Annotated in this window: 23 protein-coding genes; 11 read left to right on the forward strand and 12 right to left on the reverse strand. The window is 62.0% G+C overall.

The genetic code is table 11. The features are described 5' to 3' along the window. The first annotated feature begins 50 nt into the window (after positions 1-50). Entirely contained in the window at positions 51-1,442 is a 1,392-nt protein-coding gene (gene gor, locus HB777_13315; GenBank protein ID QND64765.1) for a glutathione-disulfide reductase, read from the forward strand. 61 nt (positions 1,443-1,503) lie between these two features. On the opposite strand, the gene mgtE is transcribed toward gor, so the two are convergent. Continuing rightward, a complete protein-coding gene (gene mgtE, locus HB777_13320; protein QND64766.1) occupies positions 1,504-2,868 on the reverse strand; it encodes a magnesium transporter in 1,365 nt (454 codons plus the stop codon). A 272-nt stretch (positions 2,869-3,140) separates the two neighbouring features. Further along, positions 3,141-5,045: an ABC transporter ATP-binding protein/permease gene (locus HB777_13325; GenBank protein QND64767.1), complete on the reverse strand. Its 1,905-nt coding sequence runs from the start codon at positions 5,043-5,045 to the stop codon at positions 3,141-3,143. 603 nt (positions 5,046-5,648) lie between these two features. Between HB777_13325 and HB777_13330 the strand changes: the two genes are divergently transcribed. After that, a complete protein-coding gene (locus HB777_13330; protein QND64768.1) occupies positions 5,649-6,095 on the forward strand; it encodes a hypothetical protein in 447 nt (148 codons plus the stop codon). 37 nt (positions 6,096-6,132) lie between these two features. On the opposite strand, the gene HB777_13335 is transcribed toward HB777_13330, so the two are convergent. Further along, positions 6,133-6,813, reverse strand: a complete 681-nt coding sequence (locus HB777_13335) for a DsbA family protein (protein QND64769.1) — start codon at positions 6,811-6,813, stop codon at positions 6,133-6,135. Between the two features lie 17 nt (positions 6,814-6,830). Further along, positions 6,831-8,651: an ABC transporter substrate-binding protein gene (locus HB777_13340; protein QND64770.1), complete on the reverse strand. Its 1,821-nt coding sequence runs from the start codon at positions 8,649-8,651 to the stop codon at positions 6,831-6,833. 232 nt (positions 8,652-8,883) lie between these two features. On the opposite strand from HB777_13340, the gene HB777_13345 reads away from it, so the two are divergent. Then, positions 8,884-9,513, forward strand: coding sequence for an invasion associated locus B family protein (locus HB777_13345; GenBank protein ID QND64771.1), 630 nt, complete (start codon positions 8,884-8,886; stop codon positions 9,511-9,513). Positions 9,514-9,597: 84 nt separating this feature from the next. Here the strand turns inward: HB777_13345 and hspQ are convergent, their stop codons facing one another. The 3 genes from hspQ to HB777_13360 form a co-directional block, all read right to left on the reverse strand. Beyond that, entirely contained in the window at positions 9,598-9,921 is a 324-nt protein-coding gene (gene hspQ / locus HB777_13350; GenBank protein ID QND64772.1) for a heat shock protein HspQ, read from the reverse strand. A gap of 176 nt (positions 9,922-10,097) precedes the next feature. Continuing rightward, positions 10,098-11,306, reverse strand: coding sequence for a UbiH/UbiF family hydroxylase (locus HB777_13355; protein QND64773.1), 1,209 nt, complete (start codon positions 11,304-11,306; stop codon positions 10,098-10,100). Then, complete coding sequence (locus HB777_13360; GenBank protein QND64774.1) at positions 11,296-11,448, reverse strand: hypothetical protein; 153 nt, start codon at positions 11,446-11,448, stop codon at positions 11,296-11,298. Before HB777_13360 ends, HB777_13355 begins: the two co-directional genes overlap by 11 nt. Here HB777_13360 and HB777_13365 point away from each other — a divergent pair. From HB777_13365 to HB777_13400, 8 genes are all read left to right on the forward strand, one after another. Further along, positions 11,419-12,315: a DUF2182 domain-containing protein gene (locus HB777_13365; protein QND64775.1), complete on the forward strand. Its 897-nt coding sequence runs from the start codon at positions 11,419-11,421 to the stop codon at positions 12,313-12,315. The two genes, HB777_13360 and HB777_13365, sit on opposite strands and share 30 nt — an antisense overlap. A gap of 14 nt (positions 12,316-12,329) precedes the next feature. Next, positions 12,330-12,944, forward strand: coding sequence for a DUF1326 domain-containing protein (locus HB777_13370; protein ID QND64776.1), 615 nt, complete (start codon positions 12,330-12,332; stop codon positions 12,942-12,944). Continuing rightward, entirely contained in the window at positions 12,941-13,759 is an 819-nt protein-coding gene (locus tag HB777_13375) for a phosphatidylcholine/phosphatidylserine synthase (protein ID QND64777.1), read from the forward strand. Before HB777_13370 ends, HB777_13375 begins: the two co-directional genes overlap by 4 nt. A 29-nt stretch (positions 13,760-13,788) precedes the next feature. Beyond that, positions 13,789-14,766, forward strand: a complete 978-nt coding sequence (locus HB777_13380; protein ID QND64778.1) for a quinone oxidoreductase — start codon at positions 13,789-13,791, stop codon at positions 14,764-14,766. A gap of 304 nt (positions 14,767-15,070) precedes the next feature. After that, positions 15,071-16,648, forward strand: a complete 1,578-nt coding sequence (locus tag HB777_13385; GenBank protein ID QND64779.1) for an ABC transporter ATP-binding protein — start codon at positions 15,071-15,073, stop codon at positions 16,646-16,648. Continuing rightward, on the forward strand, positions 16,645-17,775 hold the full coding sequence (locus HB777_13390) for an ABC transporter permease (protein ID QND64780.1): 1,131 nt from the start codon (positions 16,645-16,647) through the stop codon (positions 17,773-17,775). Before HB777_13385 ends, HB777_13390 begins: the two co-directional genes overlap by 4 nt. Further along, on the forward strand, positions 17,775-18,695 hold the full coding sequence (locus HB777_13395) for an ABC transporter permease (protein ID QND64781.1): 921 nt from the start codon (positions 17,775-17,777) through the stop codon (positions 18,693-18,695). The genes HB777_13390 and HB777_13395 overlap by 1 nt, the downstream gene beginning before the upstream one ends. 50 nt (positions 18,696-18,745) lie before the next feature. Next, positions 18,746-19,813, forward strand: coding sequence for a BMP family ABC transporter substrate-binding protein (locus HB777_13400; GenBank protein QND64782.1), 1,068 nt, complete (start codon positions 18,746-18,748; stop codon positions 19,811-19,813). A 47-nt stretch (positions 19,814-19,860) separates the two neighbouring features. On the opposite strand, the gene HB777_13405 is transcribed toward HB777_13400, so the two are convergent. The 5 genes from HB777_13405 to HB777_13425 all read right to left on the reverse strand — a co-directional run bounded on the left by HB777_13405 (position 19,861) and on the right by HB777_13425 (position 24,537). Beyond that, positions 19,861-20,967 (reverse strand): acyltransferase, encoded by a 1,107-nt coding sequence (locus HB777_13405; GenBank protein QND64783.1) that lies wholly within the window; start codon positions 20,965-20,967, stop codon positions 19,861-19,863. 99 nt (positions 20,968-21,066) lie between these two features. Beyond that, positions 21,067-22,380, reverse strand: a complete 1,314-nt coding sequence (gene rimO / locus HB777_13410; GenBank protein QND64784.1) for a 30S ribosomal protein S12 methylthiotransferase RimO — start codon at positions 22,378-22,380, stop codon at positions 21,067-21,069. Between the two features lie 147 nt (positions 22,381-22,527). Further along, positions 22,528-23,187, reverse strand: a complete 660-nt coding sequence (locus HB777_13415; GenBank protein ID QND64785.1) for a TerC family protein — start codon at positions 23,185-23,187, stop codon at positions 22,528-22,530. A 187-nt stretch (positions 23,188-23,374) separates the two neighbouring features. Then, positions 23,375-23,782: a DUF930 domain-containing protein gene (locus tag HB777_13420; protein QND64786.1), complete on the reverse strand. Its 408-nt coding sequence runs from the start codon at positions 23,780-23,782 to the stop codon at positions 23,375-23,377. A 56-nt stretch (positions 23,783-23,838) separates the two neighbouring features. Further along, entirely contained in the window at positions 23,839-24,537 is a 699-nt protein-coding gene (locus HB777_13425) for a DUF2161 domain-containing phosphodiesterase (protein QND64787.1), read from the reverse strand. Positions 24,538-24,542 lie beyond the last annotated feature (5 nt).

A 24,542-nucleotide genomic window follows, 5' to 3' on the forward strand; every position in this document is an offset into this window, starting at 1 on the left:
TGCAGCCTACCTGTCTCTCACATTTCTGAAGCTTGAGGAGAGCCCGCGTCATGGCCGATTACGACTACGATCTTTTCGTCATCGGCGGCGGCTCGGGCGGAGTGCGCGCGGCGCGCGTGGCGGCCGCACTCGGCAAGCGTGTCGGCATCGCCGAGGAATACCGCTATGGCGGCACCTGCGTCATCCGCGGCTGCGTGCCGAAAAAACTCTATGTCTATGCCTCGCAATTTCCCGAGCATTTCGCCGACGCCGCAGGCTATGGCTGGACAGTGCCTGAAGCCAGTTTCGACTGGCAGACGCTGGTTGCCAACAAGGATCGCGAGATCAGCCGGCTGGAAGCGATCTACAAGAGGAACGTCGAGGGCGCCGGCGGCGAGACTTTTCATTCGCGCGCCATGATCGTCGACCCGCATGTGGTGCATCTTCTCACCGAAGATCGCACCGTCACATCAGACCAGATCCTGATCGCCACCGGCGGCCGCCCGGCGGCGCATCCGGCGCTTCCCGGCCACGAACATTGCATCTTTTCCAATGAGGCTTTCGACCTCAAGGAGCTGCCCAAGGCGATCATGATCGAGGGCGGCGGCTATATCGCCGTCGAATTCGCCAACATCTTCCACGGCCTCGGCGTCGACACCACGCTGGTCTACCGCGGCAAGGAGATCCTCAGCCGTTTCGACATGGACCTGCGGCGCATGCTGCACGAGACGATGGAGAAGAAGGGGATAAAGATCCTTTGCCATTCCGTGTCCGAATCAGTGCGCAAGCGGCCGGACGGCCGGCTCGACGCAAGTGTCAGCGGCGGCAAGGTGCTGACGGTCGACCAGGTGATGCTGGCCATCGGCCGCATTGCCAACACCGAGAATATGGGGCTGGAAGGCATCGGCCTGGAGATGACCAAGACCGGCGCGATCGCGGTCGACGAATACTCGCGCACCAACGTCGACAACATCTGGGCGATCGGCGACGTCACCAACCGCGTGCAGTTGACGCCCGTGGCGATCCACGAGGCGATGTGTTTCATCGAAACCGCCTTCAAGGGAAATCCGACCGCACCCGACCATGAGACAATCGCGACCGCGGTGTTTTCACAGCCAGAGATCGGCACTGTCGGCCTGTCGGAGGACGATGCCGTCAAACGTTTCCCCGACATTGAAATCTACCGCGCGACATTCCGGCCGATGCGGCACACCTTGTCCGGGCGCGACGAGAAGATGCTGATGAAGTTGGTGGTCGATGGCGCATCGAAGAAGGTGCTTGGCGCCCACATACTGGGACCGGATGCCGGCGAGATGGCGCAGCTTCTCGCCATTCCGCTGAAAGCCGGCCTGACCAAGGATAATTTCGACCGTACGATGGCGGTGCATCCGACAGCAGCGGAAGAACTGGTCACCATGTACAAGCCGACCTATCGCGTGAAGGACGGCGAGCGTATCGGCTGATGGGCAAAACCGGGCTGAAGAACTCCGCCGCGGCAAGATCATGCCACGGCGGAGATAGTTGCTACAGCAGCGTGCCGCGCAGGATCACCAGCGCCACCGAGAAATAGATCACCAGCCCGGTGACATCGACCAGCGTGGCGACGAACGGGGCCGATGCGCTGGCCGGATCGAAGCCGATGCGTTTCAAGGCGAACGGCAGCATCGACCCCGACAGCGAACCGAAGGTGACGATGCCGACCAGTGCCGCGCCGACCGTCGTGGCGATCAGCGGCCAGTGCGGGCCATAGTCGTAGAAGCCCATATATTGCCAGAGCGCGATGCGGCAGATGCCGACCACGCCGAGCATGGCGCCGAGCACCAGGCCGGTGGGCAGCTCGCGCAGCGCCACCCGCCACCAGTCGCCAAGACCGATTTCGCGCAGGGCCAGCGCCCGGATGACGAGCGACGTCGCCTGCGAGCCGGAATTGCCGCCGGAACTCATGATCAGCGGGATGAACAGCGTCAGCACGATCGCCTTCTCCAACTCGCCCTCATAGCTTTGCATGGCGTTGGCCGTCAGCATTTCGCTGATGAACAGCGCGCACAGCCAGCCGCCACGCTTCTTGATCATGGCGAGGAAGCTCATCTTCATATACGGCTCGTCCAGCGCCTCCATGCCGCCGAAACGGTGCACGTCCTCCGTCGTCTCCTCGATCATCGTGTCGATGATGTCGTCTATGGTGACGATGCCGAGGATCTTGCCGTGGTCGACGACCGGCACGGCAAGCAGATCGTATTTGGAGATCGTCTGCGCCAGGGTTTCGCGATCGGTCAGTGGGCTGACCGTCACCGGAACACGATCCGGCGCCACCGTCATGATCGAGTCATCAGGCTCACCGGTGATCAGCCGGCGCAGGCCGGTCGAGCGCACCAGCAGGTGCGTTTCCGGATCGACGATATAGATCGCGTAGACGGTCTCGCGCGTCCGCTCGACCTTGCGGATGTAGTCGAGGGTTTGCCCGACGGTCCAGTCCGAGGGCACGCTGACGAACTCCGTCGTCATGATCGAAGCGGCACTACCTTCGGGATAACCGAGGATGGAAAGCAGGGTCGCGCGCAGCGGCGGCGCAAGCCCGCCGAGCAGCTCGGAACGGGCCGGCTCGTCGAGCTCGCGCAGGATGTCGGCGGCGCGGTCGACCGACATGGCGGTGAGCAGCTTGCCCGCCTTGGCGCGCGGCAGCGCCTCCATGAGTTCGGACGCGCCGTCGAGTTCCGGCTGATCGAAGATCTCGACCAGCCGTTCGAACGTCACTTCACAGAGCAGTTCCGTCGCGGTTTCCCGCGGCTCCCTGTTCAGGGCCTCGACGATGTCGGCGACGTGATCATTGGCTAGGATACGGGCGATCGCGACGGCCTCGTCGCTCGCTACGGCGGTAAATTCGTTCATGGCTCACTCCTTGCCGTCCGGCAGGACATGAACCATGTGAGGTCACGTCTAGGCGGACGGCGGTTGCGTTCGACTAATACTGTCGCCAGGCATGGCGCGGTGACCTTTCCGCTTGCGGGTTCGCGTTTGACTATCTGCAAGCGGGCGCAACATAGGAGCGCGCCTTGCCGTGTCAATCGCTGTGAGGAAGGAAAATGCCGACGAGCGGCCGAGATCGCGAGACTGTGATCGCCGGCCTCCGCATGACACGGCCGGCTCGGGTCACAGCGTCTTTATTTCTGCTTCAGCCGGCGCGAGAAACGCAGCCACTTGTCCTCGACCGGCCTTGGGGCTGGCAGTGGCTGCGCGAGAATGGTGGTGAGCTCGACAGGCAGGGTCGGAACCATCGGCTTCTTGGTGGCGACGCCGTCGGCGATCGCGACGATGCTGTGATAGAATTCGCTGCCGGTCATCGATCGCGGCGCCACCGCCTCGTGCATGACGCTGATCACCGTGACATCGGGGCAGTTGTCCTTGATGGCCTGGTGGAAAGCAATTTTGCCATCGGGGTCGAGTGCACCGGTCGCTTCGTCGAGGAACAGCAGTCCCGGCTGCTGCAGCACGATGCGGGCCACCACCAGCTTCTGTTTCTGGCCGCCAGACAGGACCTGATCCCAGTTTTTGCCTTCGCGGCTTTCGTCGGCCATGTGCTCGATAAAGTCGCCGAGCCCGGCCTTGTGCAGCGCCGACGCGACCTGCGCGTCGCCATGGTCGTGCTCGGAGCCGGGCAGGCAGACCAGCTGTTTCAGCGACACCGGCTGCAGCTTGACCTCCTGGGCGGCGTAGAAACTCTTGACGCCTTCAGGGAAGACGATGGTGCCGCGGCCATAGGGCCACAGGCCGTTGATCGCCTTGATCAGCGAGGTCTTGCCGCAACCGGACTCGCCTTTCAGGAAGGTCCATTCGCCGCGGCGGAAGCGCAAATTGGCGGCACTGAGGAAGGGCGTCGCATCCTCGCCCTGATGCGCCAGTTCGAGCTTCTGGATGGTCAGACCGAAAACCGGGTTCTGGCTGGCATAGTGGAAGTCGGAGCGGCCGGTCTGGCTGTAGAATTCCTGCGGATGCTGGACATTCTCGATCGCATTGGCCAGCTCGGTGACACGCTGGCTGTTGGCGCGCAGCGTGGCGATGGCCGGCATGACATGGATGAACCACGAACACTGGCCGATCAGCGAATTGACCAGTTCTGAGCCGGTTATGTAGCCTTTGAGATCGAGGCCGTTATGGATGAACGGCACCAGGCCCGGTCCGTAGGCGACGATGCGGGCGCCGATGAAATTGTAGATCAGCTCGAACGACATGTAGACGGTGTTGACGATGTTCAGCCGCGTCCAGGTGCCGTCGATATCGACATAGAGCCGGCCATGCATGGTCCTTTGCACGCCTTCGCCCTGAGACGCCGCGACATGGAAGGAGCGGCGCAGGAACGTCGTCAGCTCACCACGATAGCTGCCCTCGGCCTGCTGCATCCTGACGTTGAGGCGCTCGAGCAGGCCGCCCAGCTTGACCGCGATCCATGTGTTCAGTGGCACGTAGGTGGCGACGGCCAGGAAGGCGAGGATGGCGCTGCCATAGCTGCCGAGGAACTCCAGCCCCTTCACCTCGACGGAGTTTTCGAGCAGCTTCTGGCCGACGAAATAGAGCGAGGTGGCGACGCCCAGCACGCCCATGGCGAGCCCGATGGCACCGCCTGTCATGTCCTTGATGGATTCCTGGACGCGCTGGTCGATGTTGTCGGGGGCGGGGGCACCGCTGCCGGTCGACGCATGCTGCGCATGGAAATGCGTGTGATTGCCATCCAGCAACGCTTCATTGAAGCGGCTGTCCAGCCAGCCGCGCCATTTGCGGTGCAATGTCGCCGAGACAAGGTTGCGGATGCCGGTGAAGCCGGCGTCCTTGAGCACGACCAGCATCACGAGGATGCCGGCATTGACCAGCAGTGAGCGAAGCGGCGTCGTGTTGGCGGCGTCATGAAAGAAGGCGATCGAGTTGACCAGTTCGCCGGAGGCTTCGGCGAACCAGACGCCGGCCTTGCTGGACAGCGCCGTGAGCAGCGCGATCACCAGCGTCAGTGTCCAGGCTTCCTTCCAGCGGTCCGAGACCCAGTAGGCCCGCATCAGGCCCCAGAAGCTGCGCATCGACGATACCGGCGTCAGAAGCGATCGCCCTGCGGCATCGCGAGGTGTTTTTTCCGGTACTGACTCTTGCGATGGTCTGCCGACCCGAATCACGATCCCGCCTAACCTTTTTTTCTTTTGTTACGGATGGTAACACCAATTGATCATTTTCCATTAATTTAAAATCGGGCCGGCCGGATTGCCCCGGCAGCCGTTGCCGTGAGGCAACAGATTACACGCTGAAATATAGCGACAACGGTCGGCAAAAATCAGGATATCGTTATTGATTTCAAATGCTTGATCTGCGGAAGCATGCCGTCGGCGCAGCTTCCCTTAGGGAAGGTTTTCACACGGTTTCGTGAACTCGAAATCGTACGAACCGAGCGATTTTCTCAGTGCGGGCTGACCCGAACATCCGAAAATTTGCCGTTCGTGACCTCGCCGGGCTTGCCGTTATCGTCCTTGCCGGAGGCAGGAAGTGACTGGAAAATCGTCTGAGCGGCGCGTTCCGTCTTGTCGGGTCGGCTCAGGAACTGCGTTTGACAATTCATCCGTTCGGGATTGAACCTTGCCTGGCATTGTCGACACTCATGCATGTCCGGTTCTCCAACAAGGAAGCTCCCAATGCTTGCACGCGCGGCCGCAATCCTGTCCCTCCTCGCCTGGTTGCCCCTCTTGGCCTCGGTACCTTTGGCACATGCCGCCGAGCAGAGCATCCCGGCAAGCGCCGAAGGCCAGATCGAGTTCAACACGCCGTCCGGCAACATCGGCTGCATCTACACGGCGAAAGGTGGCACCAGCACCTATGAGCCGCAGGATGGCGGCCCGGAATTGAGTTGCTCGCGCGTCGAGCCGAGCTATGTCACCATCATCCTGGGCCCGAAGGGGCCGGCGACGCTGATCAAGAACCCCGGCGAGCAGGGCTGCTGCAGCGATGTCGACAAGCTTGGCTACGGCAACAGCTGGAGTGCAGGGCCGTTTTCGTGCCAGTCGTCAACCAAGGGACTGACCTGCACGGCTACAAACGGCCATGGATTTTTTATCAGCAAGGCCAAGGTGACGGTGAAGTAAGACTTGCTCTTGTCGGGAAAGGAGAAGGTGGCCGGCCTCAGCCGACCTTTTCCAATTCGCCATGCGCCTTGGCAGCCGCCACCTGACGAATGGCATCCGCCAGTGTATCGGCATCCTGCGCGCCCATGACCGCGTATTTGCCCTCGAGCAGGAAGCACGGCACGCCTGTTATGCCCATGCGCGACGCGGTGGCGATCTCGGTGCGAACCGCCTCGACATCGGCGTCGGTCGGCAAAAGCGTGGCGGCCACGGATGCATCCATGCCGGCCTCGCGTGCGGCTTCGACCAGCACGGTATGGTCGCCGATGTTGGCGCCTTCCTCGAAATTCAGCTGGAACAGCCGGCGCACAAGCCTGTTCTGCACGGCTTCGCCGGCAGCACCCGCCCAGCGGATCAGGCGGTGCGCATCCAATGTGTTCGGCGCCACCTTGATGGCGTCGAAGGCGAAGGAAATGCCTTCGACTTCGCCGAGCGGCTCGATGCGGGCATGAATCTCGCGGATACGCTCGTCGCTGCCGAACTTGGCCAGCATGTAGTCGTGGCGATCCTTGCCTTGCGGCGGAATGGTCGGATCGAGCTGGAATGGCCGCCAGCGAATATGCACGTCGACATCGCCGACAGCTGATATCGCTCTGTCGAGCCGCTTCTGACCGATGAAGCACCATGGGCAGACCACATCGGACACCACATCGACGGTGATGGCGTTCAGCTCGCTCATCTCGATCTCCTGACTTTTCAATTCGGCTTGCGCCACCAGGTCGGCAGTTGATACCCAAATATGGGCGTCTTTTGCGGATGTTCCAGGTAGTTCCAGTAGGCAATCCATTGCTGTGTGTTGTACTGGGTCGGCACCATATAGTTGCCGGAGATCAGCAGTCGGTCGAGCACGCGAACGGCAGCGACATAGTCTTCCTTCGAACGGGCGCGCAGCATCGCCTCGATCGCAGCATCCACCGCAGGATCAGCGACCCCGGCAAGGTTGAACGAACCTTCGGCCTTGGCCGCTTCGGACCCCCAGCGTCCGAGCTGTTCAATGCCGGGCGACAACGAATTGTTGAAGCCGCTCGACCCGATCAGGGCTTCGAAATCGAAGCGCTGCTTGCGCGACTGGATCTGGTCTCCATCGAGGCTGCGAATGGTGACATCGATGCCGATCTTCTCCAGCGTGCGCTGGTAAATGCCGGCGAGGCGCTCTTCGTCCTGCGAAGCAACCAGAATCTCGAAGCCGAAGGGTTTGCCGTCGGGATCGAGCATTGTCCCGTCCTGCACGTGATAACCGATGCTTTTCAGCAGATCGAAGGCAGCTTTCAGCACTTTGCGATCCTGACCTGAACCATCGGTGACCGGTGGCCGATACGTGCCGTCCATCACATCGGCCGGTACGCGGCCGGGGTAGGGTGCCAGAAGCGCCATTTCCCTGTCGTCGGCCGGGTGGCCGAGCGCGGAAAGGTCGGAATTCTGCCAATAACTCATCGCGCGCGCGTATTTTCCGCCGAACAGGTTCTTGTTGGCCCATTCGAAGTCGTAAAGCATCCCGAGTGCACGCCGCACGACCGGGTTGGAAAACTTCTGCAGCCGCATGTTGAACAGGAAACCGGTCACCACAGGCGGAATGCCGGTGTCGAAGGTTTCGGCGATCACTTCCCCTTTGTGGAACGCCGGAAAATCGAGATCGCGCTCACGCTTGACCGGATCGCTATCGTCGTCAATGGCGCAGAGACCCTTCTTGAATGCTTCGAGCTTGGCGTTGGCGTTGAGAAAATATTCGATGGTGATCTGGTCATAATTGTCGAAGCCGCGCTTGGCTGGAACGTCCTTGCCCCAATAGTCCGGGTTACGCTTGAAGACGATGCGCTGGCCAGGCTGCACTTGCGCTATTGTATAGGGGCCGCTGCCAATCAGCGGCTTCAGCGTCGTCTTGTCGAAGGTCTCCTTGTCAAAGGCATGTTTCGGCAGGATCGGCGTCAGCGCGATGATCAAGGGCGTTTCACGATTGGCCTTGTCGTTGAAGGTGAAGCGAACGCTGTGGTCGCCGGTCTTTTCAAGCTTGGCGATCAGGCTCATCCGTGCGCTGTAGGGCGGACGGCCCTTGTCGGTATAGACATCGTAGGTGAACAGCACATCCTCCGGCGTCACCGGCTGGCCGTCCGACCATTTAGCATTCGGGTTGAGATGGAACTCGATGCTCTTGCGCTCGGGGTCCATGTCGGCGGTGTCGGCGAGCAAGCCATACAGGCTGAAGGGCTCATCGTAGTTACGCTGCATCAGCGGCTCAAAGACGAGATTGCCGTAGTTCTGATCCATCATGCCGCGCGCCGTCGTGCGCAGGCTCTTGAGGATGAAAGGGTTGAGATTGTCGAAACTGCCGACGACGCAATAGGTGATCGAGCCACCCTTCGGCGCATCGGGATTGACGTAATTGAAATGCGTGTAGTCGGGCGGCAGCGCCGGTTCGCCCTGCATGGCGATCGCGTGCTTCGGCTCCGATGCGGCCGGCTGATGCGAAAGTGCGAAAAACGATATCGCGGTGATCAGCCAAACAAGAACGCGGCCCATGACCGTCTCCTTAACAGGTCGGCTTGATGATTCGGTGCGCACCCTAGCATGAGGCGGCTGTGCGCCGGCCAACCGCGCGTTCAACAATTGCTGACGTCGGGCTGGATTCGGCCTCGCTTGCAGTGTAACACGCCCTCCGAAGTCATTCTGTTGCCTCATTTCGGCAACAGGTAGCTGGACCACACGGCACGAAGAAGCCGGTCCCGGGATCATTTGAGAGGAAGTGCACGACATGACGAGCCTGAACAGCAACGCGTACCGCCTGTCGGTCATGGCCGCTGGCGTGATCGGCTTTCTGGGCGCAGGACTTCCCGCCGCTTCCGCACAGCAGCAACAGCAGATTCCGCAAGGCTGGTTCAAGGCCTGCACCAAGCAGGAAGACGTCGACATCTGCAACGTCCAGAACATCACCACCGCCGGCAACGGCCAGCTGATCACCGGCGTCAGCCTGATCGAGCTGAAGGGCAAGGTGAACCGCAAGGTGTTCCAGGTGACGGTTCCTACCGGCCGTCTGGTGCCTCCCGGCATCGGCCTGCAGATCGACACCGGCAAAGCGCAGAAGCTCGATTATGTGATCTGCTTCCCGGATCGTTGCGTGGCCGAAGTGCCGCTGACCGATCAGCTCGTCGCTTCGTTCAAGAAGGGCCAGGCGATCACGCTGACCTCCGTCAATTTCCAGAATCAGCCCAATCCGATCAAGATCGCCCTGCAGGGTTTCAGCGGCGCCTATGACGGCCCGGCGCTGCAGCAGTCGGACATCGAGGACCGGCAGAAGAAGCTTCAGGACTTCGTCGCCAAGAACAACCAGGATTTCGCCAAGAAGCTCAAGGAAGAGCAGGACAAGGCGAAGACAGCCAACTGATCGGCCGATATCGCCGAGCCAACAAAAAAGCGGGGTCATGCCCCGCTTTTTTTGTGCTCGTCTCAATAGGTTAGTGCCTGGAGGTTAGTGCTTGGACTGTCGTTTCGGCTGGTAGCCTCCATCCGGCTTCTTGTCGAACATCTCCTTGATCTGCGGATGCCGGACCGGCTCACCCGACTGATCCTCGAGCAGATTCTGCTCGGAGACATAGGCGATGTATTCGGTCTCCGAATTCTCGGCGAGCAGGTGATAGAACGGCTGGTCCTTGCGCGGCCGCACGTCGGCGGGAATGGCTTCGTACCATTCGTCGGTGTTGGCGAATTGCGGATCGACGTCGAAAATGATGCCCCGGAATGGAAACAGCCGGTGGCGAACCACCTGTCCGATAGCGAATTTGGCTGTTTTCATCGTACTCACCACTGAATTCCTTGAGCTTATTTGGCGCAGACGGCGCGTCAATTCAATCCCGAAGCGTTAAGCGCGCCTCTAAGCTACGCAGGGCGCGGCGCAAAGGTTTTGCTGCACGCGGCAATGTCGATGGCCGTCGATGACGCGGATTGTCGGAAACGTTCGGAAGTTCGCTGTCAGCGTGTCGGCCTTCGCAGGCCGCCGGCGAGTGCGGCGAAGCCGCTGCCGGGACGAAGCCCCTCGCGCATGAAAAAAGCGCGAAGCGGCGCAAAGCCACCGAGCACGCCGAGCCCGGCAACGCGGGCCATCTGGGCCGGCAGCATGTCGGATAGCAGCGACATGTTGAGCAGGTTGACCGCGCTGCTGCGCGCCAGAATGTCGGGCCGGCGCTTGAAGTCGTAGGCCGCCAGGGCCTTGGCGGCGCCCGGATCGCTACGGTTTTCACTAGCGATTCCAATCAGATCGTCGACATCTCTGATACCGAGATTGAGGCCTTGCGCACCGATCGGCGGAAACACATGGGCGGCTTCGCCGACCAGCGCTACCCGATCCCTTGCAAAACGCAGCGGCGTCACCGCCGAAAGCGGGTAGATCTGTCGGCCCGGCTCGACCGTCACCCGGCCCAGCATCGACTGCATCTGCTGTTCGACCCGCATCGAAAGCGCTGCATCGTCCAATGCGGAGAGTTCGGTCGCGGTCTCGGGCCTCACCACCCAGACCAGGCTCGAGCGATTGCCGGGCAGCGGGACCTGCGTGAATGGACCGGTCTCGGTGTGGAATTCCGTCGAGGTGAAGGCGTGGTCGCCGCTGTGGCCGAAATTGAGGACAAGAGCCGCCTGCGGATAGGCGCGAGCCGAAGTCGAGATGCCGGCCGCCTGGCGCGCCGGCGACAAGCGTCCGTCCGCGGCGACCGCCAGCGATGCGTCCACCGAGCTGCCGTCGGTCAGGACGGCACGCACGTGCCCGGCATCGAGATGCCAGTCCGCCACCATCGACATCAGCCATTCGATGCCGGCATGCGCGGCAACCTTGCTGGCGAGTGCCGGATTGAGCACGCTGTTGGGCAGGTTCAGCCCGAACTGGTCCTCATCGATCTCGCTGGCGCGAAAGGTGACGACCGGGCTGCGGATCAACCGGCTGGTCGCGTCGACGATGCGCATGATCTTCAGCGGCGCCGCCCTGGCCTTGATGTCTTCGAGCACGCCCAGGCGCTCAAGCACTTTCAGGGCGGGGTTCATCAGGGCCGTCGTGCGGCCATCGGGGGCTGTGGCCTCCGGCCCGACCAGCGTCACAGGGAAACCGGCAGTGGCAAAACCGAGCGCCGCGATCAGTCCTGCCGGCCCCGTGCCAGCAACCAGTATCCGCGCAGTTTGCTCATGCTCCAAGATCGGCTTCCGGCTTGCAGTGCGAGGCGGTCCACCCGACCTGCCGTTCGATGAGCATATAGGTCAGATCATGCCGCTTGATCAACGCGGCGATTCGGCTCATTCGGATGATATGACCGGCCAGCAAGACGATTTCAGCCATCTCGACCGCACCGGCCGTGCCATGGCCGACATCGCGCGCAATCCTCGCGTCACGGTAAATGTCGTCATCGGCGCCTGTATCCTGCTTGCCTGGCTGTTCCTTGCCGCGATGGCAATCCGCGGCGCCGAAGCGCGGATTGCAGGCGTCGGCGGCCCCGGCGACACGATCCTGCGCAACCTCCCGCATTTGCCGCTGCCCGATTTCCTGGAACGGTTCTTTGCGCTCTGCCTCTCGCCGGTGTCGTTGGATACAAGTCTCGGCTTGCAGGCCGGTGCGCTCGTTTTGATGTGGTTCCTGATGGCGATCGCAACGATGTTGCCTTCGGCCGCGCCAATGATCCGCACCTACTGCGAAATCGCTGATACGGCACGCATCAAGGGCGAGCCGGTCGTTCACCCGCTGGTGCTGGTCGCCGGTTACCTCTGCGTCTGGCTCGCCGCTTCGGTGATGTTTGCGGCGCTGACCCTGGCCGCCCATGGATTCGCCTCTTCAGGCGAGATGCTCGACCCGGTCGTCGGCGCTGCCGGTGCGCTCGCTCTGCTGATTGCCGGCCTCTACCAGTTCAGTGGCCTGAAGGAAGCCTGCCTGAAGAAATGCAAGAACCCGTTTTCGATCCTTTTCGCGAACTGGAGCGCCAGGCCCGCCAGCATCTTTCGGCTTGGGATCGCGCAAGGCCTGTGGTGCCTCGGCTGCTGCTGGGCATTGATGCTGGTGATGTTCGCCGTCGGCGTCATGAACGTCTTCTGGATGGCATTGATCGGGCTGTTCACCCTGATCGAAAAACAAACAGCCAGCAGGGTTCCAACCCGGCTGGCCGGTGCGATACTGCTTGTCTGGGCAGCCGCGCTGCTAGTAGTCTCGCTGTGAGTGGGGGAAAATCGATGGCAGATCATGGCTGGGCAATGAAGGGAGAGCTCGTACTCTCCTGCAATTGCACGGTTTTTTGCCCTTGCGTGCTGTCGCTCGGCAACCATCCGCCAACCGAAGGCTATTGCCAGACATGGGCCGGGTTTCGCATCGACGCCGGCCATTTCGGCGACGTCGACCTGTCCAACCTCAATCTTGGGCTGGTCATGGAAATCCCCGGTTACATGAGCCGCGGCAACTGGACCGCCGGCCTGTTCATCGACAAGCGAGCCTCGGTCTACGCGGTCAAGGCGCTGACGAAGATCTTCACCGGCAAGGCGGGCGGAACCACATCGCTGCTCTCCATCCTGGTCGGGAAATTCCTCGGCGTCGAGCAGGTGCCGATCACCTATGAGACGCGTGACAAGACGCGCATCTTCCAGATACCGAAGATCATCGACGGGGCGGTGACACCTATCCCCGGCAAGGATCGCGACAAGGACACGGTGATCAGCAATTCGGAATATTGGATCGCGCCGGAGATCATCGTGGCCAGGTCCGACAAGAGCAAGATGCGGGCTTTCGGCCGCAACTGGAATTTCGCCGGCCGTTCGGCCGAGATCTGCAAGCTGGATTGGCGGGGCCCGTGAGCAAGAACACAACGGCCCGAAAAGCCGCCAAAAAAATCACGGATCGGATTCCACGGCCGAAGAAGAAGGTCACCTGGCCGCAGGCGAGGGCGTTCTCCGTCCACCTGCTGACCGCCTCGGGCTCGTTCCTGGCCTTCCTGTCGCTGGTGGCGGCGAGCGAAGAGCGCTGGACGGCGATGTTCTGGTGGCTTGGGCTGGCACTGTTCGTCGACGGCATCGACGGGCCGATCGCCAGAAAGCTCGAGGTCAAGGAAATCCTGCCGACATGGTCGGGCGAAATGCTGGACAACATCATCGATTATGTGACCTACGTCCTGATCCCGGCCTTCGCGCTCTATCAGCGCGGCTTCATGGGCGAGGGCCTGTCATTCCTGTCGGCGGCGATCATCGTCGTCTCCAGCGCCATCTATTATGCCGACACCGGCATGAAGACGAAGGAGAATTTCTTCAAGGGATTCCCGGTGGTCTGGAACATGGTGGTGTTCACGCTGTTCGTCATCGAGCCCGGACAATGGGTTTCGTTCGCGGTGGTGGTGGTGGCCGGCATTCTGACCTTCGTGCCGATCAACTTCATCCATCCGGTGCGTGTGGTGCGGCTGCGGCGCATCAATCTCGCGATGACCCTTTTGTGGTGCGCTTTCGGTGCGCTTGCCCTGGCGCAGGCGGCACTCGCCGCCTTCTACGATCAGATCGGCGTGCTGGGCGAACAGGTCAGCACCTTCACCAAGATCGGCATCACCATCACCGGGCTCTACCTTGCCTGCATCGGTGGCGTCATGCAGTTCTTTCCCAACCTCGGTGCCAAAAAGGCCTGATCAGCCACTCTTCTCAAGGAAGCCTGACTATGTCCAAAGCGATCCGCATCCACGCCAATGGCGGCCCGGAAGTCCTGACCTATGAGGACGCGGAACCCGGCCAGCCGGGATCGGGACATATCCTGATCCGGCACACGGCGATCGGCCTCAATTTCATCGACGTCTATCATCGCTCGGGCCTTTATCCGCCGCCCGGCGGCTTCCCGCTCGTGCCCGGCAGTGAAGCCGCCGGCGTGGTGCTGGAGGTCGGCCAAGGCGTCGACTGGCTGAAGCCGGGCGATCGCATCGCCTATGCCGTGACGACGGGGGCCTACGCGCAAGAGCGCGTCATCGATGCCAGCCGCGTCGTCAAGGTTCCGGATGGCATCAGCGACGAACAGGCCGCCGCGATGATGCTGAAGGGCATGACCGCGGAATATCTGCTGCGCCGGACGTTCAAGGTGAAGGCAGGCGACACGATCCTGTTCCATGCCGCGGCCGGCGGCGTTGGGCTGATCCTCGGCCAGTGGGCAAAACACCTCGGCGCCACCGTCATCGGCACCGCCAGCTCGTCCGACAAGATCGAGCTCGCCAAGGCGCATGGTTTCGACCATGTCATCAACTACAAGGAACAGGATTTCGTCGTCGGCGTCGCCGCCATCACCGGCGGCAGGAAATGCGACGTCGTCTACGATTCGGTCGGCAACGACACGTTTCCGGCCTCGCTCGACTGCCTGAGGCCGCTTGGCATGTTCGTCAGCTTCGGCCAGTCCTCCGGACCGATCCCTCCGTTCAGCATGTCATTGCTGGCCCAGAAGGGTTCGTTGTTCGCAACCCGGCCGACGCTGTTCGTCTACAATGCGAAACGCGAGGAACTCGAGGCCTCCGCCGCAGCCCTGTTCGAAGTCGTGCTCAGTGGCGCCGTCAAGATCAAGATCAACCAGCGCTACGCGCTCAAGGACGCGGGCAAGGCGCATTCCGATCTCGAGGGCCGCAGGACGACAGGGACGACCATTCTCATTCCTTAGAGACTGGTTAGAAACTCTACTCTGGCGGCCATCTGAGGGCGTTTTCTGCGCTTCCCCGTTCTACTGCGTCGCAGTAGAACTGAGCTCACGGACGCGAACGTCCGCTGCGCTCCGGTTCTCGAAACCACCCCCATATGACTCGCCAGAGCGAATTTCAAAACAGTCTCTTAGTCCGTTATGCCTTGCTATCCCTTGAATTTCCGCTGAAATTCTTGAAGCTCTTTCAAGACGCGTGCCGCTTTCCGATGAGAGCCGGCCGCGCCTACCATGCTTGCGGGAACACAGAACATATCTGGCTAACCAGATGGGAGGCACTGTGAGTGCAAATCAGGACGGCACGAACCTGCTTGAGGTCCGTGGCCTCACCAAGATATTCGGCACGCTGACGGCGTGCGATCATATCGATCTCGACATCGCCAGGGGTGAAATCCACGCTTTGCTCGGCGAAAACGGCGCCGGCAAGTCGACGCTGGTCAAGATGCTGTTTGGCTCGCTGGAGCCCAATTCCGGCGAGATCTTCTGGAACGGCCAGGCGGTCAGGATTTCCAGCCCCGGCGTCGCGAAAAAACTCGGCATCGGCATGGTGTTCCAGCATTTTTCGCTGTTCGAGGCGCTGACCGCGGCCGAAAATATCGCGCTGTCGCTGGACGACGGCTCGCCGATCAGCAGCATCGCGGCGAAGGCGAGGGCACTTTCCTTCAGCTATGGCCTGCCGCTCGATCCTGAATCGCTGGTCGGCGACCTGTCGGTGGGCGAGCGCCAGCGCATCGAGATCATCCGCTGCCTTTTGCAGACACCGCAGCTCATCATCCTGGACGAACCGACCTCGGTGCTGACGCCGCAGGAAGCCGACAAGCTGTTCGAGACGCTGGAGCGTCTGCGCTCGGAAGGCAAATCCATCCTCTACATTTCGCACCGACTCGAAGAGGTCAAACGCATCTGCGACCGCGCCACCGTGCTGCGGCATGGCAAGGTGGTCGGCCACTGCAACCCGCGCGAGGAGACCGCGTCTTCGCTGGCCCGCATGATGGTCGGCAACGAGGTGCAGGCCGTGGTGCGCGCGCCGGTCGAGGGCATCGACAAGGCGCAGCCGCTGCTCGAAATCCGCAACCTCAGCCGCAAGCCGGCAACGCCGTTCTCGATCCCGCTCAAGGGCATCAACCTGAATGTCCGGGCAGGCGAGGTGATCGGCATCGCGGGCGTCGCCGGCAACGGCCAGGGCGAGTTTTTTGAATCCGTCTCCGGCGAGGTGTTGCAGCAGGATGCCGCCTCGGTTCGCATCCGCGGCAAGGACGCAGGTGGCCTCACCATCACCGGACGGCGCCTGCTGGGTGCCGCCTTCGTACCGGAAGAGCGCCTCGGCCACGGTGCCGCGCCACGCATGAAGCTTTCCGAGAACCTGCTGCTGTCGCGCCACGCAACCGACGGCAAGGCGTTTGTCGGCACCGGGGGAATGGTCAAGAGCGCCGCCATCTACGCCGCCGCCCAACGCATCATCGAGGCGATGGATGTGCGCAAGAGCGCGCCGGATCCTGAAGCAGCAGCCCTTTCGGGCGGCAATCTGCAGAAATTCATCGTTGGCCGCGAACTCGACCGCCGGCCAAGCGTCATGGTGGTCAACCAGCCGACCTGGGGCGTCGATGCGGGCGCTGCCGCCCACATCCGCCAGGCCTTGATAGAGTTGTCACGCAGCGGATCGGCGGTGCTGGTGATCAGCCAGGATCTCGACGAGCTGTTCGAGATATCGGATGCGATCGCGGTCATGCACAATGGCGCGCTGTCGAAGCCGATGCCGATCGCCGAGGCGACCTTCGAGAAGGTCGGCTTGCTGATGGGCGGCGCCGAACCCGGTCACGCCGAACACACGCTGGAGACGGCATGATGCGCCTCGAACTGGTCAAACGTCCGCAGCGCTCCGCGCTGTTTTCGGCCCTGTCGCCGTTCATCGCCTTCGCGCTGACGATCGTCGCCGGTGCCATCATGTTCGCGCTGCTCGGCGTCAATCCGCTGACCGCGTTCAATATCTATTTCATCGAGCCGATCAGCCAGGTCTGGCAGTTGCATGAGCTGGCGATCAAGGCAGCGCCGCTCATCCTGATCGCCGTCGGCCTGTCGGTCTGCTACAAGGCCAACATCTGGAACATCGGCGCCGAAGGCCAGTTCATCCTCGGCGGCATTGTCGGTTCGATCATTCCGGTGCTGTTTCCGCAGTTCGAAGGCCCGCTGGTGCTGCCGCTGATGCTTTTGCTCGGCATGATCGGCGGCGCGGCCTATGCGGCGATCCCGGCTCTGCTGAAGACGCGCTTCGGCACCAATGAGATCCTGACCAGCCTGATGCTGGTCTATGTCGCGCAACTCTTCCTCGACTGGCTGGTGCGCGGACCGTGGCGCGATCCGCAGGGCCATGGCTTCCCGCAGACGATCCAGTTCGGCGATTCGGCCGTGTTGCCGGAACTGATGCCGGATGCCGGACGGGCAAACTGGGGTTTTGTCTTCGCGCTGGTCGCCGCGGTGCTGGTCTGGATCCTGATGAGCCGCATGCTGAAAGGTTTCGAGGTGCGCGTGCTGGGCTCAAGCCCGCGGGCAGGGCGCTTCGCCGGCTTCGGGCTCAACCGGATGGTGTTCTTCGCCTTCCTGCTGTCGGGTGCGTTGGCAGGGCTTGCCGGCATCTCGGAAGTCTCTGGCGCCATCGGCCAGCTGCAGCCCGTCATTTCGCCCGGCTACGGCTTCACCGCCATCATCGTGGCCTTTCTTGGCCGCCTCAATCCGCTCGGCATCGTTGCCGCCGGCCTAGTGCTGGCGCTGACCTATCTCGGCGGCGAAGCGGTGCAGAGCGCGCTCGGCATTTCCGACAAGGTGGCGCGGGTGTTCCAGGGCATGCTGCTGTTCTTCGTGCTCGGCTGCGACACGCTCATTCACTATCGCATCCGCGTGATCGGCCTGGCGCTGACCAAACCGCAGGGCGCCGCGAAACTCGAAGCCACGCCAAAGCTGAAGGAAGCCCGTTGATGGACATCACCGTAAACATCCTTCTGACCATCGCCACGGCAGCAACGCCGCTGCTGATCGCGGCGATCGGCGAGCTGGTCGTCGAGCGCTCAGGCGTGCTCAATCTCGGCGTCGAAGGCATGATGATCATGGGCGCCGTCGGCGGCTTCGGCGCCAGCTACCTCACGGGCTCGCCCTGGATCGGCCTGCTGGCGGCCATCGCCATGGGCGCGGTGTTCTCGCTGCTGTTTGCCGTCATGACGCTGTCGCTGGCCACCAACCAGGTGGCGACCGGCCTGTCGCTGACGCTGCTCGGCCTTGGCCTGTCCGGCATGATGGGCACCAGTTTCGTCGGCCAGCCCGGCGAACGGCTGCCCAACCTCGACATTCCCGGCCTGACCTCGATCCCGGTCATCGGCAGATTGCTGTTCGGCCAGGATCCGATCTTCTACATCTCGATTGCGCTCACCGCCGCCGTCATGTGGTTCCTGTTCAAGACGCGTACCGGACTGACGCTTCGCTCGATCGGCGACAGCCACACGTCGGCGCATGCGCTTGGCATCAAGGTCATCCGTTACCGGTATCTCGCGGTGATCTTCGGCGGCGCCTGTGCCGGCCTCGCCGGCGGCCACCTGTCGCTCGTCTACACGCCGCAATGGGTGGAGAACATGAGTGCCGGCCGCGGCTGGATCGCACTGGCGCTGGTGGTGTTCGCCTCGTGGCGGCCATGGCGGGTGCTGGCCGGCGCCTACATCTTCGGCGCGGTGTGGATCGGACAGCTTCATGCACAGGCTTTTGGCATTCCAGTGCCTTCGCAGTTCCTTTCTTCGCTGCCCTATCTGGCAACCGTCGTGGTTCTCGTTCTAATCTCGCGCAACAAGCGTCTGACGATGATGAACACGCCGGCTTCCTTGGGGCAGCCATTCGTTCCGGATCGTTGACAATAAAAACAAACGGGAAGCTCCAAGGCTTAACTCAGAGAGGTAACACAATGAAAAAACTGCTTATTGCCCTGATGACCACGACCGCGGCAATGTCGCTGGCAGCGACCGCCGAGGCTGCGGACAAGCTGAAGGCCTGCTGGGTCTACACCGGCCCGATCGGCGACTTCGGTTATTCCTACCAGCACGACCAGGGCCGTCTCGAAGTGGAGAAGGCGCTCGGCGACAAGGTCGAAACCGCCTATCTCGAAAACGTCTCGGAAGGCCCCGACGCCGACCGTGCTTTCGAGCGTTTGGCGCGCGAAGGCTGCAAGATCATCTTCGGCACGTCCTTCGGCTTCATGGACCCGGAAGTGAAGGTCGCCAAGAAATTCCCCAAGGTGATGTTCGAGCACGCCACCGGCTACAAGACATCAGACAATCTCGGCATCTACAATGCGCGTTTCTACGAAGGCCGCTACGTGCTCGGCCAGATCGCCGCCAAAGAATCGAAGGCCGGCGTTGCCGGCTACATCGTTTCCTTCCCGATCCCCGAAGTGGTGATGGGCATCAACTCCTTCATGCTCGGCGCACAGTCGATCAACCCTAACTTCAAAGCCAAGATCGTCTGGGTGAACTCGTGGTTCGACCCGGGCAAGGAAGCCGACGCCGCCAAGGCGCTGTTCGACCAGGGCGCCGACATCATCGTCCAGCACACCGATTCGACCGCTGCCCTGCAGGTGGCCGAGGAGCGCAAGCTGCACGGCTTCGGCCAGTCCTCCGACATGATCAAGTTCGCGCCGAATGCACAGCTGACCTCGCTGACCGACGAATGGGGTCCCTATTACATCAGCCGGGTCCAGGCAGCCCTCGACGGCACCTGGAAGCCGGACAATGTCTGGCTCGGCATCAAGGACGGCGCGGTCAAGCTCGCCCCGTTCACCAACATGCCCGACGATGTGAAGGCGATGGCCGAAGCAACCGAGAAGAAGATCGCCGGCGGCTGGAACCCCTTCACCGGACCGGTGGCCAAGCAGGACGGCACGCCTTGGCTGAAGGACGGCGAAGTCGCCGATGACGGCACGCTGCTCGGCATGAATTTTTATGTGAAGGGCGTCGACGACAAGTTGCCGCAGTAAGCAGCGCAAGAGATCGAAATGAGGAGGGCGCCGCGAGGCGCCCTTTTTCATTCGGCGGGCTGCGCTCCGGCAGAGACGCGGCGAAATCGCGCCCGTCCGGCATCGACCGCGCGGCCGAGCCAAATCCTCAGCAGCCGCTGCGCGGGTCGTTCGCAGCTGCGCCAGATCGCCCACGAAGCGAAGAGCATGAGAGTGACGCAGCCAAAGGCGGCAAACCATTTCCCGACCAGCGGTGCTGCGGCATTGATAGCGAGATAGCCGATGTCCTGGTGCAGCAGGTAAAGCGGATAGGTCAAACCGCCCAGCGCCAGAGTGAGCGCCGATGGCCTGACACGGTTGCGCAGCAGGACCGCCCCAATCAGCGTGCCATGCATGACGACATTGGCAACGACCAGATTGGCCGACGAAACGGCAATGCCGTAGTGGCCAAGCATCCAATGCTGCGTCACCGACAGCGTTCCACACGAGATCAGGAACGCGGCGGCAAGCAGCAGCAAGGCCGCCAGTGAACGGCCATGCGCGTGGAGGTGGTGGACCAGCACGCCGGCGGCGAAGAACGGCCCGAATTCGGTGATGAACAGCAGCCTGGCGGCGCCGCTGCCGACGAAGAATTCGTTCAAGGCCGAGATCGCCAGCCAGATGAAGATCAGCTCCAGCTTGCGTTTCTGGAAGAGCCCGGTGAACAGGGCCAGCGTCACCCAACCGTAGAAAACCAGTTCAAGCACGATCGACCAGTAGACGCCGTCCATGAAGGGTTGGCCGAAGGCCGGTGCAAACATTGAGAGATTGGCTGCATACTGGACAAAAGAGACCGGCAGCAGCGGTGAGCCGGCAAGGGCGACAATCACGAAGGTGATCGTCATGCAGAGCAGGAAGCCCGGATAGAGGCGAACGAACCGCGCGATCGCAAACTGGTCCCAGCTGCGGTTTTCCGCCGACCAGGCAATGACGAAGCCGCTGATCAGGAAGAACAAATTGACGCCGAGATAGCCGTAGAGAGCCACCGGTGCGGCAAGCGGATAGCCCTTGGCAAGGTAACCTTCGGCCGCCGCGCCACGGAAGAAATAGTGAAAGAACACAACGGCAAGTGCAGCCGCCAGCCTGAGCAGGTCCAGCGTTGCGATGTAATCCTGCCCAGCAGGTCTGGTGTTCATCCGAATTCCCGCTTTTACGATCCAGAAACCATAGAGCGGATCGCGGCTGAGCGGGTTAAGACGGCTGAATTATCGCTAGATGTAGTAAATACGGCCCCGTCAGACCGCCGAACCGTAGAGATCGTAGGCGTCGGCACGGTCGATCTTGACGGTGACGATATCGCCTTGGCGCAGCGGACGGCGCGACTGGATATGCACCGAGCCATCGATCTCGGGCGCATCGTATTTGGTGCGGCCCTTTGCCGATGTGCCGTGCGCCTCGTCGATCAGCACCGGCAGGCGCTTGCCGACCTTCTTGGCCAGCTGCGTTGCCGAAATCTTCTGCTGGCGCTGCATGAAGCGGTGCCAGCGCGCCTCCTTGATCTCCTGCGGGACCTGTTCGAGACCGAGATCGTTGGAACGGGCGCCCCGGACCGGCTCGTATTTGAAGCAGCCGGCGCGATCGATCTTGGCCTCATCGAGCCAATCGAGCAGCATCTCGAAATCGTCGTCCGTCTCGCCGGGGAAGCCGACGATGAAGGTCGAGCGGATGGCGAGATCCGGGCAGACCTCGCGCCAGCCGCGAATGCGCTCGAGCGTCTTTTCGCCATGCGCCGGCCGGCGCATGTTCTTCAACACCTGGGGCGAGGCATGCTGGAACGGAATATCCAGATAGGGGAGGATCTTGCCCTCCGCCATCAGCGGAATGACGTCGGCGACATGCGGGTAGGGATAGACATAGTGCATGCGCACCCAGATGCCGAGCTTGCCCAGTTCCTCGGAGAGATCGAGGAATTTTGCGCGCACCTCGCGGTCGCCGAACATTGATGTCTGGTACTTGATGTCGATGCCGTAGGCGCTGGTGTCCTGCGAGATGACGAGGAGCTCCTTGACGCCGGCCTTGGCCAGTTTCTCGGCCTCGCGCAGCACATCGGCGGCGGGCCGCGAGACCAGGTCGCCACGCAGTGCGGGAATGATGCAGAAGGTGCAGCGGTTGTTGCAGCCTTCGGAAATCTTGAGATAGGCGTAGTGGCGCGGCGTCAGCTTGACGCCCTGCGGCGGCAAGAGATCGACATAGGGGTCGTGCGAAGGTGGTGCGGCCTCATGCACGGCGGCCATCACGCTCTCATAGGCCTGCGGCCCGGTGATCGCCAGCACATTGGGGTGTTTTTCGCGAATGACGTCCGGTTCGGCGCCGAGGCAACCGGTGACGATGACCCTGCCGTTTTCCGAAAGCGCGGAGCCGATGGCGTTGAGCGACTCGTCGCGGGCGGAATCGAGAAAGCCGCAGGTGTTGACGACGACAAGGTCGGCGCCGTCATGCTTGCGGGCGATCTCGTAACCTTCGGCGCGCAGGCGCGTGATGATGCGTTCCGAATCCACTAGGGCTTTCGGGCATCCAAGACTGACAAAACTCACGCGAGGAGCGGACATAGAGGGTTTCCGGGCTTTTCAGGATTGCCGGCGCAGTACCACACTTATTGCGGCATTGGTATGGGCAGGCCTGCGATGCGGCAAAACGCACGGCGATTGCGCTGCGGACCTTGCTTTGTGGATCGAAAACTCGGCTGGCCGGCAGCCTCAGCTGACCACGCCGTTTAGATGCGGCCAGACTTCCACCGCGCCGCGATAGACCATGTCCACAGCGACATAGAAAATGATCAGCAGGCCGACATAGGCGATCCAGCGGTGGCGATGCAGCAGCTTGGCGATGAACGTCGCGGCGAGGCCCATCAGCGCGATCGACAGCACGAGGCCGATGACCAGCACCGGAAAATGATCGCGCGCGGCACCCGCGACCGCCAGCACGTTGTCGAGCGACATCGACACGTCGGCGACGACAATCTGCAAGGCGGCCTGGCCGAGCGTCTTGCGCTTCGCCTTGCCGGCCACCGCATTGTCGCTGTTGAGATCGGAGTTCGACAGCGCCTCGGTCGCTTCCAGCTCGTCGGCATGGGACGTGCGCAGTTCGCGGTACATCTTCCAGCAGACCCACAGCAGCAAGATACCGCCGGCCAGCAACAGGCCGACGATCGCCAGCAGCTTGACGGTGACCGCGGCAAAACCGATGCGCAGCACCGTTGCCGCCAGCACGCCGATAAGGATCGCCTTCTTGCGTTGTTCGGCCGGCAGGCCGGCAGCGGCAAGGCCGATGACGATCGCATTGTCACCGGCAAGCACGAGGTCGATGGCGATGACCTGGAGCAGGGCGGTCAGGCTGGCAGCGCTGAAAATGTCCATCGACCGGAAGCCCTTGCTGGTTTGCCGAGTGTTCGTCGATTATCCAGACGGCCCTAACTTGGTGGTCCCTTGGCGTCAAGGGATCACTCGTGGTGACCTCACCGAAGCATCGCTACGTCAAAGCCAGACCGAAGGCTTCGTTGCACTCGCCAGCAGCCGGGCAAGAACCACCCCGGCCGATCACAAATCAATCGTAGAGATTGTACTTTGCCCAATCGGCTTCCGGAATCTCGTCGCCGATCCGATAGCGGAGCTGCAAAATTTCCATATGGTCGGGCGCCGTCTGGCACTTGAATTTCAGCCGGTACCATTGGCCCTTGCTGCGAAACGCAGCACCCGGGCTCCTGATTGCATCCGCGCCCATCTCGGGCGTCGCGAAGGCATAGGCGACGACGCGATCGGCTTTGAACTTGCGATCGTCGTGGGTGATCCGGTCAAGAACTTCAGCGTCACAACGCTGTTCAAGGCGGGTTTGGGGATCGAGTTTCATCAAGCCGGCGCGCAATGCACTGTCCATTGCGTTGGCTGGAAAACTCAGTGCCACGGACGCCAGGGCGGTCATGCAGAGCTTCTTCATGGGCGGGACAAGCAACATATTTTGTCGGAGAAATCAACTAACGGGACCGGCTAGGACCCCGCAGGCGTCATCAATCAAATGGCCGATGCGTTCAAAATTGCGTGTCGGGATTCATCGTGCGAAGCCTGTGGCCAACGGACCAACGAGGCGCGGCCGGCATCGGTGAGATCGTAGAGACCACGGTCGACGCGCGCGAACCAGCCATAGACATTGTGCTGCAGGATCTTCGGCGCGATCGGCGTCAGCGCCTTCAGATCGCGCGGGCGCCTGGGTCCGTCCATCATGGCGGCAGCGCAGGCGAGGGCGCTTTGGCGATAGGCCGTCATGATCGGATTGCGCGATCCTCCTCCCACAACGGGATCGCCGCGACGGCGCTGGTGCTCGTCGACCAGGCGAGAGCGCCGGCGTGCATTGTTGCGCGGCGTCGGCGCGATCGGGCTGAGAAGCACCTCGACCCGGTCCGTCACGGTCACGCCAAGCAGACCGAAGCCAAGGCGGCGGCAGAGATTGCGGAACCTGGCATCGCTCTCGCGTCCCTTGCCGCGGGCCGATAGGCGCGCGGCAAGCCACACCTCGTCACAGGCGGCCGCGCGATCGACGCCTTGCAGCACCAGTTCCAGATTGAACTGCAGCTTCAGTTCGCAGATGACGACGACAGGCGGCTCCCCCTCGCGCAATGCAACAATATCGCAGCCGCCGATTTCGCCTTTCACGACGAAATCCAGGTTTTCGAGGAACCGCTTCACCGGCGCATAGAGTGAGGTCTCGTTCATGCCTC

This window comes from Mesorhizobium loti (assembly GCA_014189435.1).
In the GTDB taxonomy this organism is placed as follows: domain Bacteria; phylum Pseudomonadota; class Alphaproteobacteria; order Rhizobiales; family Rhizobiaceae; genus Mesorhizobium; species Mesorhizobium loti_G.

Excerpts from the sequence above, each read along its gene's own strand:
- gor (QND64765.1), top strand. The coding sequence starts at position 51 with ATGGCCGATTACGACTACGATCTTTTCGTCATCGGCGGCGGCTCGGGC.
- mgtE (QND64766.1), bottom strand. The coding sequence starts at position 2,868 with ATGAACGAATTTACCGCCGTAGCGAGCGACGAGGCCGTCGCGATCGCC.
- HB777_13325 (QND64767.1), bottom strand. The coding sequence starts at position 5,045 with ATGCGCAGCTTCTGGGGCCTGATGCGGGCCTACTGGGTCTCGGACCGC.
- HB777_13330 (QND64768.1), top strand. The coding sequence starts at position 5,649 with ATGCTTGCACGCGCGGCCGCAATCCTGTCCCTCCTCGCCTGGTTGCCC.
- HB777_13335 (QND64769.1), bottom strand. The coding sequence starts at position 6,813 with ATGAGCGAGCTGAACGCCATCACCGTCGATGTGGTGTCCGATGTGGTC.
- HB777_13340 (QND64770.1), bottom strand. The coding sequence starts at position 8,651 with ATGGGCCGCGTTCTTGTTTGGCTGATCACCGCGATATCGTTTTTCGCA.
- HB777_13345 (QND64771.1), top strand. The coding sequence starts at position 8,884 with ATGACGAGCCTGAACAGCAACGCGTACCGCCTGTCGGTCATGGCCGCT.
- hspQ (QND64772.1), bottom strand. The coding sequence starts at position 9,921 with ATGAAAACAGCCAAATTCGCTATCGGACAGGTGGTTCGCCACCGGCTG.
- HB777_13365 (QND64775.1), top strand. The coding sequence starts at position 11,419 with ATGACCGGCCAGCAAGACGATTTCAGCCATCTCGACCGCACCGGCCGT.
- HB777_13360 (QND64774.1), bottom strand. The coding sequence starts at position 11,448 with ATGGCTGAAATCGTCTTGCTGGCCGGTCATATCATCCGAATGAGCCGA.
- HB777_13370 (QND64776.1), top strand. The coding sequence starts at position 12,330 with ATGGCAGATCATGGCTGGGCAATGAAGGGAGAGCTCGTACTCTCCTGC.
- HB777_13380 (QND64778.1), top strand. The coding sequence starts at position 13,789 with ATGTCCAAAGCGATCCGCATCCACGCCAATGGCGGCCCGGAAGTCCTG.
- HB777_13385 (QND64779.1), top strand. The coding sequence starts at position 15,071 with ATGGGAGGCACTGTGAGTGCAAATCAGGACGGCACGAACCTGCTTGAG.
- HB777_13390 (QND64780.1), top strand. The coding sequence starts at position 16,645 with ATGATGCGCCTCGAACTGGTCAAACGTCCGCAGCGCTCCGCGCTGTTT.
- HB777_13395 (QND64781.1), top strand. The coding sequence starts at position 17,775 with ATGGACATCACCGTAAACATCCTTCTGACCATCGCCACGGCAGCAACG.
- HB777_13400 (QND64782.1), top strand. The coding sequence starts at position 18,746 with ATGAAAAAACTGCTTATTGCCCTGATGACCACGACCGCGGCAATGTCG.
- HB777_13405 (QND64783.1), bottom strand. The coding sequence starts at position 20,967 with ATGAACACCAGACCTGCTGGGCAGGATTACATCGCAACGCTGGACCTG.
- rimO (QND64784.1), bottom strand. The coding sequence starts at position 22,380 with ATGTCCGCTCCTCGCGTGAGTTTTGTCAGTCTTGGATGCCCGAAAGCC.
- HB777_13415 (QND64785.1), bottom strand. The coding sequence starts at position 23,187 with ATGGACATTTTCAGCGCTGCCAGCCTGACCGCCCTGCTCCAGGTCATC.
- HB777_13420 (QND64786.1), bottom strand. The coding sequence starts at position 23,782 with ATGTTGCTTGTCCCGCCCATGAAGAAGCTCTGCATGACCGCCCTGGCG.
- HB777_13425 (QND64787.1), bottom strand. The coding sequence starts at position 24,537 with ATGAACGAGACCTCACTCTATGCGCCGGTGAAGCGGTTCCTCGAAAAC.